General features: G+C 49.7%; 3 protein-coding genes. All 3 read left to right on the top strand.

Annotation, left to right across the window (positions count from 1 at the left end):
- Positions 1-94: 94 nt before the first annotated feature.
- The 3 genes from ACO6V5_RS23405 to ACO6V5_RS23395 all read left to right on the top strand — a co-directional run bounded on the left by ACO6V5_RS23405 (position 95) and on the right by ACO6V5_RS23395 (position 16,154).
- A complete protein-coding gene (locus tag ACO6V5_RS23405) occupies positions 95-7,555 on the top strand; it encodes an AAA family ATPase (RefSeq protein WP_422409572.1) in 7,461 nt (2,486 codons plus the stop codon).
- A 147-nt stretch (positions 7,556-7,702) separates the two neighbouring features.
- A complete protein-coding gene (locus ACO6V5_RS23400) occupies positions 7,703-15,151 on the top strand; it encodes an AAA family ATPase (RefSeq protein WP_422409574.1) in 7,449 nt (2,482 codons plus the stop codon).
- A gap of 385 nt (positions 15,152-15,536) precedes the next feature.
- Positions 15,537-16,154, top strand: a complete 618-nt coding sequence (locus ACO6V5_RS23395; protein WP_422409577.1) for a restriction endonuclease subunit S — start codon at positions 15,537-15,539, stop codon at positions 16,152-16,154.
- Positions 16,155-16,194 lie beyond the last annotated feature (40 nt).

Below are 16,194 nucleotides of genomic sequence, written 5' to 3'. Positions count from 1 at the left end.
ACTTTCCTCCCGCCTGAAGGTCACATAAGTACTCAACCATACGAAATCAAACCATTTCAATGCAGTCCTTCAAATAACAGGAGCGAGATTTACCGTGGATGGCCAGATTGGCTGGAGAAATAAACAACCCTTACCTGATGGCAGCGTGCCAGACAAGAGAGCAAAGCTGGATGCACCGTCAAGGATTGCAGAGGTCTGCTCAGATGTAACTCCCAGACTCAATAAATCATCAGCTCCGGGGATCTCGCCTCACCAGACGAGAAGCGTATCCTCAGCGGATTCCTCGCTCCAAAAGACCACTCATGCCTTCGATTTTCGTTTTGTCGCCAGTGATGATGAAGTTCGACAGCTTTTAGTGGCGCAAACCTGCGATGAACATCGGGATGTTACCCTTATTTCCCACCCCGATGACCTCGCACAGGCCAATCTGGTAAGACGGTTGAGTATTTCTGTCGATGGCCACCACACTCTGGGTTCTGGCAAGCTGTTCGAAAGTCCACAGCCACTGACTCTGGTGCTGGATATCCGAAAACTCAGCAGCGAAGATTTGCCAAAATTTAACGATCTGCTGGACCCGGATACCCCCTGTCTATACGACAAAGTCAGCCAAAACAAACGCCCTCTGGGCGAGCATGTTTCTCTATTGGTCGTGGCAGATCCTGAACAGTTGGCATCGGTTGGTCATCGTGACGACGCACCCGGCGCTGATTTCTGGCGGCGAATTAATCGACCGGAAAATAGCTGGCAGTTCCAGGCCCAGACTGGTAATGACCCATCGATGGACATAGACGAGATTGCTCCATTATTGGTTGAACTCCCCCCTGCCGAAAGCGCCATGGACGACGACGTTACCGTTCTTATTAACTGCCACTTGCACAACGACTGGCGACAGTTGTTGTTGGGGGGCCCCGGTGTGGATCAGCAGGGACGAATTCAGCATCTCCCCGGCAGGCTTGAGTTATTGAGGGCCGGACAAAGGGTGATTCTGAAAGGGGCCAACTGGCAGGATCTGGCCTTTGAGCAGACGATTCGACAGATGCTGGTGCAACAGTGTTTTGAGAGCAATGGGAAGGTCTGTCAGTTACCGGACGAGGTTCAGTTTTATCAGATGCCGGTGGGTGAGGATGAGCTTTATTCACTGTTTCAGAGCCTGTCTCAAGTGCACACACCAGGAAACCCGGTCATCATTAACCAGAGTAATATCACAGAATGGCTAAACCCCATTGCCATTGCTCCGGAAGGCTACGCAGTCCCTAACACCTGTCTGTTGGAACAGGTTCGAGCAGGTGGTACGGTCACCGTCACGTCTCCCCTCACTGAGTCGGCCTGGTTTCGTTTGCTGGGTTCATTGCAGACTATTCGCGAGGCAACGGGCCTGGAGCCGCGACTTCTGGTAGCCCATTCAAGACAGCAGCCGAAAGCTCTGGGATTAGAAGAAAGCGATGAACAGTCTGTGCCCAACCTGCAGGAAAAAATCAGAGATCAGGCCACCTTTAGTACCGTCACTTATCAGCAACACGTCCAGGCAAGTCGTTGGATAAATAAACACCAGCCAGCACCGTTGGTCATTCAGGTCAATGAACAGACCGGCTTCAGCCAGCTATTTGATAATATCTATATCACTTCGGAACAAAAGGCCCTTTTTGGACGAGATCAGAGTGACTTGCAAAAGGCATTAACCGCTGGCACGCAGGTTGTATTTCGGGGGCTCGAAAGTAATCCAACACTTCAACAACTCCTTGAACCCCTGGTTGTTGGCCAACCTCTGCTGGTGAATGGCCAGTTACAGGCCTACCCACAAGCTCATGTCACAATACTCTGGCCTCAATCTGCGAAAAGCCAATCTGCAGTCTTTAATTCGATGGTTGCCACAGGTAAACCCTGCCCTGAGGTCAATATCTGGGATATCAATGCCCTCAAGCATGATATCCCCCGGACTGAGCTGCCAGAACGAGCCCTTAACTTGCTTTACGAAGTGTTTAAAACCGTACCTGCCAACTGTTGTAACCCTCTGCCTGAAATGTCCGCAGGCTTGTTGAATAACCTGATACTGGCTGCCCGGCGAGCACAGCAGGTTGACCGCTCACTTCAGCTCCTGCCCTGCCACTGGCGCAAGGCCGTCGATAGTGTCATCACCCATGGCCTGCGGCAGAGTCTGCCGGTGCGTAATTTTATGAAAGTAGCTTGTTGGATGTTGCTGCCAGATGCTCCCGGGAAGCGGGATGAGGATCAAACTGCCTCGGTCGATCCGGATCAGTTAAATGAGATCATCAATAGTGCCCCACGGTTAGACAGAGAGTTTGTGAAGCAGAACCTGTGGCCGCTGATCAGAGCAGCCTCTGACCCTAGAGTCTTAAAGCAATTGCAACTGTCCTATTGCGATCCATTCCCAGAGCGGAGTAAAGAAGACGCTTTGGACAGACTCTGTGCCCTGATCGTGAGCCATACCCCTGAAAAACATCGACAGGCAATGGCCTGTCAGTTGGCAGTCGATCCGCAGGCAGCAGAACACTATCAAAGGTTAGCCATAAGGCCATCAAGACAGATTAAACGTTTACAGGATGCATTGGCCTCTGGCTGGCAGTTATCTCTAGCCATAGGGCAGACCCGATCCGAAGCCATTAAATCACTGGCTGCTGATTGTTTTCAGATGGCCAGAACCGCGAATTCTGAAACAGAAGGCATTGAACGTATAAAACATCGACTGTCTGCATCACTGGCATGGCAGGGTTTGACTGATGAGCCCTGGTCAGCACTGGCCCGGGATCTTTATCACGGTGAGACGAGTCAGAAGGATCGTGAAAACCGTCGTTTATCCCGGCTCCATGACCGGCTTACAGACTCTCCCGTTATATTCCTGCAGGGCGAAACCGGCACCGGGAAAAGTTACTTTTCAGCGAAAATAGCAAAAGCTTCAGGATCGGCTGTGGTGCTGTCCCTTGGACCTTCTGACAGCGAGCAGACCCTGATGAAACGCTGGCAGTGGCAGCAACACGCTGATGGCGACCGCTCTATGGCACAGCAAAACCGGGCGCTGATGGAATGGGCCAAGACCTCACACCCCAGAGATGGAGGCTATGTTGAAGGAAAATATATCACTCTGGTTCTGGATGAAGCCAACCTGGCCAAAACCGGATTGCTGGCGTCATTGAACGGCTTATGGGAACCGGAACCCTGCATTTATGTCAATGGTCATCCTGTCCCGGTCAGCAAAGAACACCGGGTGATTCTCACCGGTAACCCCATTCATTACGGCGGACGCCAGTTGGATTCTGCCCTGAAAGAGAAACTGCCCAGGGCTTACTATCCTCGTCTGGACCAGGCTTTTCTTCGGGACAGAGTGGTGGAGCCGACTCTGCTCAATCATTTACAACGGCATCTGCCTGAGTCTCAGCAAATAAACGACATTGCACGTATTGCCACCGAGAGCTTAATGCTACTCTGGCAGTATTATCAGGAACTGTTGCCAGAACATGAGTTTACTCCCAGGGATCTGACGGATATCTGCAGCTGGGTAGGTTGGTATCTTGATCGTTCGTTATCCCCAGGTGACAGGGTTAACTGCAAGCAAGTGCAAGGTTTAATCCAGCAAAGTTTTCGGGATGTGCTGGGGCCAGAAATCACCGAAACTCATCGGGATGCCCTGTCAGCACTGGAAATCTGGTTTGCTGCCCGTTACCAACCGGAGAACATCCTGAGCGACAGAGTTCGCAACAAGACCCTGTCAGATATTCAAGAGACTTTCAGTACAGTCACCCAAAAAATCCGACCTGAGTTTGACACCTCCGGAACAGCAGTCAGTGAACTGGTGCAACAGCTTGGACAGGATTTAAGCCGCTGTCAGCAGGCTTATCACCTCGACAGGAAACACGGCGGACGACAGGCGACACTGATCGAAGGTCCAGCCGGACGGGGCAAGGATGCCACGCTGAACCTGTTGATTGAAAGTTTCAGAGAGGAGGCCAAGCAACGGGGAGAGTCCATGCCGGAGGTCTTTTACCTGAATGCCTGTGATTGTTCCTGGGACAGAGTGTGTGAAGCGATCCAGAAAGCAAAAGTGGAAGGCGGCATCGTGGTGATTTCGGAAATGAATCTGATCGACAGCCAGCATCTGGAAGGTGAGTTAAACGATATTCTGGCCGGTGACGCCCACCCGGGCTTCCACCTCTTTGCCACCATTAACCCGCCAGAGTACAGCGGACGAAAACCCTTATCACCGGCGCTGAAAGGGCGCTTCAGACATTTGCACATCCGGCAGTACAACCCGGCAGAATTACAGACCATTGCCGGGAAAGTGTTGCCAGAGTCCTTAGAAGGGACATTCGCCGCCAAAAAGCTAACAGAAAAACATTGTCTTTTAAGGGCTCACCTGCAACGCAAAAAACTGCCGTTACAGCCAACCAGTCGTGATTTACAGAACGTCACCAGGGCTGTTATCAGGACATGGGATTTTACCGAAAACGGACTGAATCAATGCTTCCAACGGCACTACCGGCTTTACCTGATGGCAGCCAGGCTGACGCTGGAAGAACTGCCCGGGTCATCAGCTATTGCCATAACTAACGAAGCACTTGATACCAGGCTTTGCGAATGGTTTAACCAAAGGGTACCAGGCATTGATCGACCCTGGTTGATACGACGCAGTGATTGCCAGAGTATGGATGAAAAACGCCATGAAATTCGTATCAAAACTGATCTGAATGGAGAGAAAGCCAGAACAGAAATCATCAGGATGCTGGCACGTACCCGCTGGCAGGCATCGGGTCTTTCAGTGAAACCGGATGAGTCCGACGATATTCTCACCCAGACACTTTACCGACACTGGCAGCAACGCTGGTTTGACCGTGAGTATGGCCAGTTGGGCGTGGACGCTGATAGCGTATTTCCCCTCACGAATGCACAGAAACAAACGCTGAAAACGTCAACCAACCTGCCTTATCTCGAGGCGGCTGACCAGCAGATAAGGGCGTGGAAAGCCAGTGAAGTTCAATTTTGGCCTGGGTTCTGGCATCAGATCAGTGATCTGCTGAACCATTGTGCGCACGATTATACTCATCAGGATATAGTGATCGACAGTGACAAGGCTCCTGAGGAATGCATTTCAGAAGTTCGCAGGAAACAGGCCAATGCCCTGGACCGGGCCACGGACTATCAGCGCCAGAAGAAGAGAGTATTCGACAATTATAAAATTTTTGACACGAACTACCCTTTCAACATGTATCGCTTGCGCGCGAGGGATATTAATGTATCTGCCAGGGGTGAGGTCGAGCTGACCGATATGGGTGTTCAACACCTGCAGGGGATCGAAATCCTTATACCCGAACAGTTACCGGGGTATAACCAGGAGCTGACGTTAGCCAAAAACCAGACACTGGCAAACTACAAAGCGTCATCAAACAATGGTCAATATGCATTGCCCAGTCTGACACCTGAAGACTATATCGTGGCCCTGCGTATAGAACCCGTTTTGCCATGTACCCTGCTCAGGGATCGATATACCGGGCTGCACACACTGTCTGTTCCCGAAGCCAAAGCCGGTCAGATTATTCAATTTACTTATGTCGTGGAACCCAGAGCGCCGAGCAAAAAAACACTGGCTAAAAAAGTCCAGCCAGCACAATCAATACGTTTTGACGCCCGCTGTTCCAAAGGTATAGAAGCAGTATTGAACAAACTGTTTGCTGAGGTTGAACAACAACTGCCTGAAATAAAGGTGCCTTTGCAGGCAATAATGAACGCAAAAAACACGACGCAACGCATCAGGGCGATCAAGGACTATTGCCTGAAGTTTTCCGGAGGTGCTGAACCAGCAGGGCATCATCTGAATTTCTTTCACTTCCTCGTAACACGGCGACAAGGCAGTTGTCGTCATCGGACGCCTGTTTTTATTGCTTTTTGTCGCTATTTTGGGATTCCATGTCGGGAAATGATCAACCATATCCACGCCTTTGCAGAGTATTCTGTGGATAGAGGCCAAACCTGGGAGTCAGTGGATTTAGGCGGGGCGCCTGGTGAGCTAAAAAAAATCCCATCTGACTTCCAGCGCACCAATAAAGTCAGTAGTGAGTCAAAGAAGGCGAGGGATCTCTTGCGGGGTCTTCTGGTGGGTGCTGATTCAGCACAACAACAAACTCTGGCTAAAACCTATGGTATGAGCCTTGAGGAACTTAACAGGATCATTGAGACAGGCGGTACATTACCAGGAAAAATCCAGAGTATCTGCAAAACGGTATTGAAGCTTTGGAAAGGAAAAGATTTAACCGGTTTCTCCATGGGTGTCTCAATGATAGAGTCGCTGGAGACAGAGGCATTGGGCTATTTCGAGCAGCAACTGGTCGGTAAGTTTATTTCTTGCGACTGGAGTTTCTGGCCGATGTCGGCGGTTGTCATAAACATATTATCTGACGGTGATGAAGTCCGGGTCATCGAACAACTCCAATCACTGCACTCAAAAATGATTGTTGAGGCTAAAGCACGCCCCCTCGAGTGGTTGGGTTCAATGGTGAATATACTTGAGCACAGTGACCTGGCCAACCCCTCGGTTATTCGCTTTGCCCTTAAAGTTCTGAAATTGGGTTGGCTGAAGCCACTGCCAAGGTACAGCGACGAAATTATTATGCCCCTTCAACATCACGAACTGTTGATGCATCTGAAAGGTATCGAAGAACTGAAGATTGAAGCTTCGAATTGCCTGAAAGAGTGGTATCAGTCTGTTCTGAAAAGGGGAAAACAAAGCAAGAGCTGGTGGTCGATTTATGAACACTTTCTGAGGAGAAAAGGGAATGACATGCTGGTCAGTCATTGTCACGAAGGGGCTTCGCCATCCCTTAATGATAAAATTGCCAATCCATCTTTAGATACCGCCTGGACGGATGACCCTGAGGGTGTTCCGAATATAGAACGAATGCTGGTGAACCAGCCCGCATTTGTGCAGTTGCACTCGGTCAGAGCCAGACACCGTCCGCTGATTATCTTGGGCCACCCTTTCCTGAGCAGCACATTAATTGATAAAAAAGCCCAGGACCTGTTGCAACTGAAAGCTAAGAAAAACCCTGATTTAAAGCGGTTATTGGAAGAAGTCAAACAGGATAATGTGGTCTCAAACCGAGGCTACATGAATGGTATTTACAATCGCTACAGACCCATTCCTGAGTCTGGTGACGTGTTACACAAGGACGCAGAGTTTGCCAGTGATATAGAGGACAAATGCAAACAAGCGATTCTTCAGGCCTTCTGTCAGTACCTGTATGAATTGACACACTCGAAGGGTGGTCGTTTAACCTATTGTTGGGGCGATGCTCTTGTCCGGTTTGTGAGCAATCGGAACTACTATGGCGCTCACGACCCATCTTCCCCGGAAGAGCTGTATGCCATGTTCTCTGAAATTGATCGATCCGAGTGGTTTGAGAAATCCGTTGATGATACCTACTTACGACAGACACTGGGCGACAGTAACGCCCTGGTGCTCAGATCCGCAGAGCTGATAAAAATTACCGAAGAATTTTTGAATAGTGTGAATTTGAATTCGCTTTGTGAGTCACTGAATACTTGTTAAAGGTTTGATCATGATGAGTTTTTCGAGACTGTTGACTTCCCACAATGGCAACGAGCCAGTACCAAAATGAAACTTTTGTATTATTTGAAGGTCGAATAATTAAACAGTTTTAATGCAATCCTTCAGATGGTAGTAGTGAGGTTAACTATGGATGGTCAGATTGGTGGAGAAATTAACAAATCCGTTCCGGCTAGGCCAGCCAGGAGGTCAGGGCAGGATTTAGATTTACCATCAAACGTCAAAGCTGTCTGCTCTGGTCTCAATTACCAACTGAATCTATCGTCATCTCAGATTATGACACCTGACAGGGCGAGAACCGTATCCTCAACGGATTCCCCGCTCCAAAAAAACCCTCATGCCTTCGATTTCCGTTTTGTCGCCAGTGATGATGAGGTTCGTCAGCTTTTGGCTGACCAGACCTGCGATAAAAATCGCGATGTCACGCTTATTTCCCACCCTGATGACCTTGCACAGGCTAACCTGGTGAGCCGGTTGACCATTGTCGGCAATGGTCGCCACGCTTTGCGCCCAGGCAAGCTCTTTGAAGGTTCACAGCCATTGACCCTGGTGATAGATATCCGAAAACTCACCAGTGAGGATCTGCCAAAATTTAACGATCTGCTGGACCCGGATAACCCCTGTCTATACGACAAGGTCAGCCAGAAGAAACGCCCTCTGGGAGAGCATGTTTCTCTGCTGGTTCTGGCAGCCCCTGAACAATTGACATCGGTTGGCCAGCATGACGAGGCACCTGCGGCCGGCGCTCCGGGCGCTGACTTCTGGCGGCGAATTAACCGACCGGGCAATACCTGGCAGTTCGAGGCTGAGACTGGCAATGAACCATCGATGGACATTGACCGGGCCCCGCCGCTATTGCCTGAATTCCCCAGTGCCGAAAACGCCATGGACGACGACACTATCCTGGTTATTGACTGCCACTTGCACAACAACTGGCGACAATTACTGCTGGGTGCTCCCGGTGTCGATCAACAGGGGCGAATCCAGCACATTCCTGGCAGGCTTGAACAGTTGACATCCGGACAACGGGTGATACTGAAAGGCGCCGACTGGCAGGATCTGACCTTTGAACAGACCATTCGACAGATGCTGGCGCAACAGTGCTTTGAGAGCAATGGGGAAGTCTGTCCATTACCCGACGATGTTCAGTTTTATCAGATGCCGGTGGGGAAGGACGAGCTTCATTCGCTGTTCCAAAGTCAGTCTAAAGAGCACGCCGCAGAAAACCCGATCATCATTAACCAGCGGAATATCACAGAATGGCTGAGCCCGATTGCCATTACGCCTGAAGGCTATGCAATCCCTAACACCTGCCTGTTGGAACAGGTTAAGACGGGGCGTGTCGTCACCGTAACATCTCCACTTACTGAAGCCCTCTGGTTTCGTTTGCTGAGTTCATTGCAAACCCTTCGCGAGACCACCGGCCTGGAGCCCCGACTTCAGGTGGCTCATACAAGACAGCAGCCAAAAGCCCTGGGATTGGCAGAAAACGATGGGCGCTTTCTGTCCAACCTGCATGAAAAAGCCAGAGCCCATGCCACCTTTGATACCATCACTTACCAGCAACATGCCCAGGCCAGTCATTGGATTAATCATCAGCCACAAGCCCCTCTGGTCATTCAGGTCAATGAACAGACTGGCTTCACTCAGCTCTTTGATAATATCCATATCGCCTCGGAACAAAAGGCGCATTTCAGACGATCTCAGAGTGAGTTGCAGGAGGCATTAACCGCTGGCAAACCCGTGGTATTCAGAGGACTGGAAAGTAATCCAACGCTTCAGCAGCTTCTGGAACCCCTGGTTATTGGGCAACCTCTGTTGGTGAATGGCCAGTTGCAGGCCTATCCACGAGCTCATGTCACAATACTCTGGCCTGAGTCTGTGAAAAGCGCCTCTTCAGTATTTCATGGGATGGTCGCCACGGGTAAGTCCTGTCCTGAGCTCGATCTCTGGGATATCAATGCTCGCAGGCATGGTATCGTCCGGACTGAGCTGCCAGAACAAGCGCTTAAACAGCTTTACAAAGCGTTTAAAACCGTACCTGACCTCCTTTGCAGCCCTCTGCCTGAAATGACCGAAGGGCTGTTGAATAATCTGATACTGGCTGCTCGTCGAGCACAGCAGGTTGACCACTCCCTGCAGCTCCTGCCCCGCCACTGGCGCAAGGCCATCAATAGTGTCATCACCCATGGCATCCGACAGCATCCGTCCGTGCGGGATTTTATGAAAGTGGCCTGTTGGCACTTGTTACCGGGTAAGATGCCGGACGAGGATCAAGCCGCCTCCGCAGACCCGGATCAGTTAGCTGCCATCATCAATAGCGACCCGCGACTGGATAGAGAGTTTGTCAAACGGAACCTGTGGCAACTGGCCCGAGCCTTTGACCCGGCAGTATTTATAGGTACCGAATTACAACTGTCCTATGAAAGTCCATTTCCAGAGTCGGGTGAAAAAGAAGTTATGGACAGGCTCTGTGCCATGATCCTGGCCCACGCGCCTGAAAAACAACGAGATGCCATAGCGTATCAGTTGGCAGTCGATCCGGCGGCAACAAAGCCCTGGCAATCCTTAGCCATCGAGCCAACAAGACAGATTAAACGTTTGCAAGATGCACTGGCTTCTGGCTGGCAGTTACCTTTGCATTCAGGGCAGACCCGATCCGATGCCATCCACGGTCTGGCCAGCGATTGTTTTCATAGGGCCAGAACAGCGAGTTCTGAGGCAGACGGCATTGAACGCATAGAAAATCGGCTGTCTGAATCACTGAAATGGACGGGTTCCGCTGATGAGCCTCTGTCTGCACTGGCCCGGGATCTTTATCATGGCAAGATGAGTCAGGAGGATCGTGAAAGCCGTCGCTTATCCCGACTCCATGACCGGCTTACGGACTCTCCCGTTATATTCCTTGAGGGGGAAACCGGAACCGGGAAAAGCTACTTTTCCGCCAAAATGGCAAAGGCTTCAGGACAGGCAACGGTGCTTTCCCTTGGACCTTCTGACAGCGAACAAACCCTGATGAAACGCTGGCAGTGGCAAAAGCACGCCGATGGCGACCGCTCTATGGCGCAGCAAAACCGGGCGTTGATGGAATGGGCCAAGACCGAATCCGACGAAAAAGACGGAGAATACATCACCCTGGTGCTGGATGAGGCTAACCTGACCCAAGCCGGATTGCTGGCGTCATTGAACGGCCTGTGGGAACCGCAACCCTGCATCTATGTGAATGGTCATCCTGTCAAGGTCAGCGAAAAACACCGGGTAATTCTCACCGGCAACCCCGATCATTACGCCGGGCGCCAAATGGATCCGACCCTGAAAGAGAAACTGCCCAGAGCTTATTACCCGCGTTTGGATCAGGCTTTCCTTCGGGACAGAGTAGTGGAACCGGCTTTGCTCAGTCAGTTACAACGGCATCAAATAAACGACATTGCACACATTGCCAGCAAGAGTGTGATGGCACTGTGGCAATATTACCAAGAGCTGTTGCCCGAGCATGAGTTTACTCCCAGGGATTTAACAGACATCTGCAGCTGGGTGGGTTGGTATCTGGATCGTGCGTTATCCAAAGGCGACAGTGCCAACTGTAAGCAAGTGAACAGTTTGATCCAGCAAAGTTTCCGGGATGTGTTGGGTCCCGAAATCAGCGAGACTCAACAGGATGCCCTTTCGGCACTGGAAATCTGGTTTGCTGCCCGTTACGAACTGGACAACACCCTGCGAGACAGAGTTCATAACCACACCCTGCCAGATATTCTGCAGGACTTCAGAACATTGACCAAAGAAATCCGACCTGAGTTTGATACCTCCGGATCGGCAGTCATTGATCTGGCGCAAGGGCTGGGACAGGATTTAAGCCGCTGTCAGCAGGCTTATCATCACGACAGAAAACACGGCGGTCGTCAGGCAACGCTGATTGAAGGTCCGGCCGGACGGGGTAAGGATGCCACGCTGAATCTGATGATCGAAAGTGTCAAACAGCAAGCTAAAGAACGGGAAGAAACCATGCCAAAGGTCTTTCCCCTGAATGCCTGTGATTGTTCCTGGGAGCAACTGTGTGAAGTGATCCAGAAAGCAAAAGTAGAGGGCGGCATCGTGGTAATTTCAGAAATGAACCTGATCGACAGCCAGCATCTGGAAGGTGAGTTAAACGACATTCTGGCCGGTGATGCCCATCCGGGTTTCCACCTGTTTGCCACCATCAACCCGCCTGAGTACAGCGGGCGAAAACCTTTGTCACCGGCGCTGAAAGGGCGCTTCAGACATTTGCCCATCCGGCAGTATAACCCGACAGAATTACAGACCATTGCCGGGAAAGTGTTGCCAGAGTCCTTAGAAGGGACATTCGCCGCTAAAAAGCTAACAGAAAAACATTGTCTTTTAAGGGCTCACCTGCAACGCAAAAAACTGCCGTTACAGCCAACCAGTCGTGATTTACAAAACGTCGCCAGGGCTGTTATCAGAGCATGGGATTTTACCGAAAACGGACTGAATCAATGCTTCCAACGGCACTACCGGCTTTACCTGATGGCAGCCAGGCTGACGCTGGAAGAACTGCCCGGGTCATCGGCTATTGCCATGAGTAACGAAGCACTTGATACCAGACTTTGCGAATGGTTCAACCAAAGGGTATCAGGTATTGATCGACCCTGGTTGATACGACGCAGTTATTGCAACAGTACGGATGAAAAACGCCATGAAATTCGTATCAAAACTGATCTGAATGGTGAGGAAGCCAGAACGGAAATTATCAGGATGCTGGCACGTACCCGCTGGCAGACATCGGGTCTTTCAGTGAAACCGGATGAATCCGACGATATTCTCACCCAGACACTTTACCGACACTGGCAGCAACGCTGGTTTGATCGCGAGTATGGCCAGTTGGGCGTGGACGCTAATAGCATATTTCCACTGACGAATGCACAGAAACAAACGCTGAAAACGTCAACCAACCAGCCTTATCTCGAGGCGGCTGACCAGCAGATAAGGGCGTGGAAGGCCAGTGAAGTTCAATGGTGGCCTGCGTTCTGGCATCAGATCAGTGATCTGCTGAACCATTGTGTGAACGATCATACTCACGAAGATATAACGATTGACGGTGATAACGCTCCTGAAGAATACATCTCAAAAGCTCGCGGGAAACAGGGTAAGACCCTGGACCGTGACACGGACTATGAGTGCAGTAAGAAGTCAAAAGTCGACGACTATAAAATTTTTGACACGGATTACCCTCGCCATATGTATCGCCTGCAGGCTGAGGATATTAGTGTATCTGCCGGGGGTGAGGTCGTGCTGACCGAAATGAGTGATCAACACCTTCAGGGGACCGAAACCCTTATACCCGAAGAGTTACCGGGGCGTAACCAGGAACTGACGTTAGCCAACAACCAAACACTGGCAAACTACAAAGCGCCATCAAGCAATGGTCAATATGCATTGCCCAGTCTGACGCCTGAAGACTATGTCGTGGCCCTGCGTATTGAACCCGCTTTGCCGTATACATTGCTCAGGGATCGATATACCGGGCTGCACACACTGTCAGTTCCCGAAGCCAAAGCCGGTCAGATTATTGAATTTACTTATGTCGTGGAACCCAGAGAGGCGAGCAAAAAAACACTGACTAAAAAAGTCCAGCCAGCACAATCAATAGGTTTTGACGCCCGCTGCTCCAAAGGTATGGAAGCAGTATTGAACAAACTGTTTGATGAGGTTGAACAACAACTGCCTGAAATAAAGGTGCCTTTGCAGGCAATAATGAACGCAAAAAACACGACGCAACGCATTGAGGCGATCAAGGACTATTGCCAACAGTTCTCCGGTACCGCCGTAGCAGAGAGCAATGAAAATTTCTTTCAATTCCTGGTAACAAAACGGCAAGGAAGCTGTCGTCATCGTGTGCCTGTTTTTGTCGCTTTATGTCGCTACTTCGGGATTCCGTGTCGGCAAATTGGCAACCCTTCTCACGCCTTTGCCGAGTGTTCCATGGATAGAGGCCAAACCTGGAAGTCAGTGGATTTGGGCGGGGTGCCTTTAGAGGTAAGAAAATTCCCATCTGACTTTCAGCACAACAAAAAAGTCAGTAGTGATTTAAAGAAGGCGAGGGATCTCCTGCAGGGTCTTCTGAAGGGTGCTGATTCAGCACAACAACAAACTTTGGCTAAGACCTATGGTCTGAGCCTTGAGGAACTTAACAAGGTCATTGAGACAGGCGGCGCATTACCGGGAAAAAACCTGGATATCCGCGAAACAGTATTGAAGCTTTGGGAAGGAAAAGATTTAACCGGTTTCTCCCTTGGGATCTCAATTTTAGAGTCGCTGGAGACAAAAGCATTGACCTTTCGCGAGTGGCAACTGGTCGGTAAGTTTTTTTATCGCGATTGGCCTTCCAGGCCGATGTCGGCGGTTGTCAAAAAAATATTATCTAACGGTGATGAAGTGCGGATCATTGAACAACTCCAATTATTGCATTCAAAAATAATTGTTCAGGGTAGAGCAAACTACCTCGACTGGTTGGGCTCAATGGTGGATATACTTGAGGACACTGACTTGACCAACCCCTCGATTATTCGCTTTGCCCTTAAAGTTCTGAAATTGGGTTGGCTGGATCCGGATCCAGTGCCAAGGTATAGCCGCAGCATTATTATGCCCACTCAACATCACGAGCTGTTGATGCGTCTGAAAGGTGTCGAAGAACTAAAGGTTGAAGCTATGAATTGCCTGAAAATGTGGCATCAGACATTACTGAAAAGGGGGAAAAAAAGCCATAACTGGCGGTCGATTTATAAAGACTTTCTGAGGAGAAAAGGCAATGACATGCTCGTCAGTCATTGTCACGAAGGGGCTTCGCCATCCCTTAATGATAAAATTACCAACCCATCTTTAGATACCGCCTGGACGGATGACCCTGAGGGTGTTCCGAATATAGAACGAATGCTGGTGAACCAGCCCGCATTTGTGCAGTTGCGCTCGGTCAGAGCCAGACACCGTCCGCTGATTATCCTGGGCCACCCTTTCCTGAGCAGCACATTAATTGATAAAAAAGCCCAAGACCTGTTGCAACTGAAAGCTAAGAAAAACCCTGATTTAAAGCGGTTATTGGAAAAAGTCAAACAGGATAATGTGGTCTCAAACCGAGGCTACATGAATGGTATTTACAACCACTACAGACCCATTTCTGAGTCTGGTGACGTGTTACACAAAGACGCAGAGTTTGCCAGTGATTTAGAGAACAAATGCAAACAGGCGATTCTTCAGGCCTTCTGTCATTACCTGTATGAATTGACACACTCGAAGGGTGGTCGTTTAACCTATTGTTGGGGCGATGCTCCTGTCCGGTTTGAGCCTCATCGGAACCACTATGGCGCCCATGACCCATCTTCTCCGGAAGAGCTGTATGCCATGTTCTCTGAAATTGATCGATCCGAGTGGTTTGAGAAATCGGTTGATGATACCTACTTACGACAGACACTGGGCGACAGTAACGCCCTGGTACTCAGATCTGCGGAGCTGATAAAAATTACCGAAGAGTTTTTGAATAGAGTGAATTTGAATTCGCTTTGTGAGTCACTGAATACTTGTTAAAGGTTTGGTCATGATGAGTTTTTCGAGACCGTTGACTTCCCACAATGAAAACGAACAACTATTTAAGTTGAACTTTCATGCTATTTAAATATCCATACGGTCTTGACTGGCTTCAGGTGTCCAAATTACTCTCATGAACGATTTGCTGCGTTTGCGCGAAGCGCTGCAAATTCCGCTTCAACTTCATGTGTATTTACCATGAACGCAATTTTTGACGCCCTCTAAAGTAGATTCATAATCATCAATCCATAATGCAAAAAGCGAGAGATACGCATCACGAGAACAGCAAAAATAAAATTGCATAAAATAAATACTGCATTTTTTTATTGAACTATTACTATCGTACTGCAATACTCTCCTCAGACTTACGATCCAGACTCTTTTTATGCCAACAGTGGTCAAAAACAGTTCTCCTGAACATCAAATCGCTTTATCTGAAGTGGTCAGCATCCAGGCTGGCTACCCGTTCCGTGGTGCGATCACAAAAGTGGCAAACGGCTATGTTCGGGTAGTTCAGGCAAAGGATATTTCTGACTTGGGTGAGCTGAGCACTGAGAACCTGATCACCACAGAACTGACAGGTAAGCGCAAGGCCGACTGGCTTCAACAGGGTGACATTCTGTTTATTGCCAAGGGAGGCCGGTATATTGCCAGCTATATCGCTGACGAAATGCCGCAGGTAACGCTGGCTCCCAGTTTATTTTTGCTTCGGGTCAATTCTGCCTGTAAAGGCAGGGTGAATCCTGAGTTTCTGACCTGGCAGCTAAACCAGTCTCCTGTTCAACGCTACTTTCGCAACAGTGCCGAAGGCAGTCATCAGGTCAATATCCGCAAGCCGGTGCTTGCAGAAACCGCAGTCACCCTGCCAGACCTTACAACCCAGAACACCATTGCCAAACTGTACCGGGCAAGCATTAAAGAGAATGCCCTGCTACAACGGTTGATCGTTAACCGTCAGCAGCAACTAAGCATTATTGCCAATGACCTGATCACCAAAGCATAACCCAATTTACCTGATACTTTTTACCTGACACTTTTTACCT

Source organism: Endozoicomonas sp. ALD068 (assembly GCF_049310145.1).
Classification (GTDB): domain Bacteria; phylum Pseudomonadota; class Gammaproteobacteria; order Pseudomonadales; family Endozoicomonadaceae; genus Endozoicomonas_A.
This window is presented reverse-complemented; position numbering and strand designations above follow the sequence as displayed.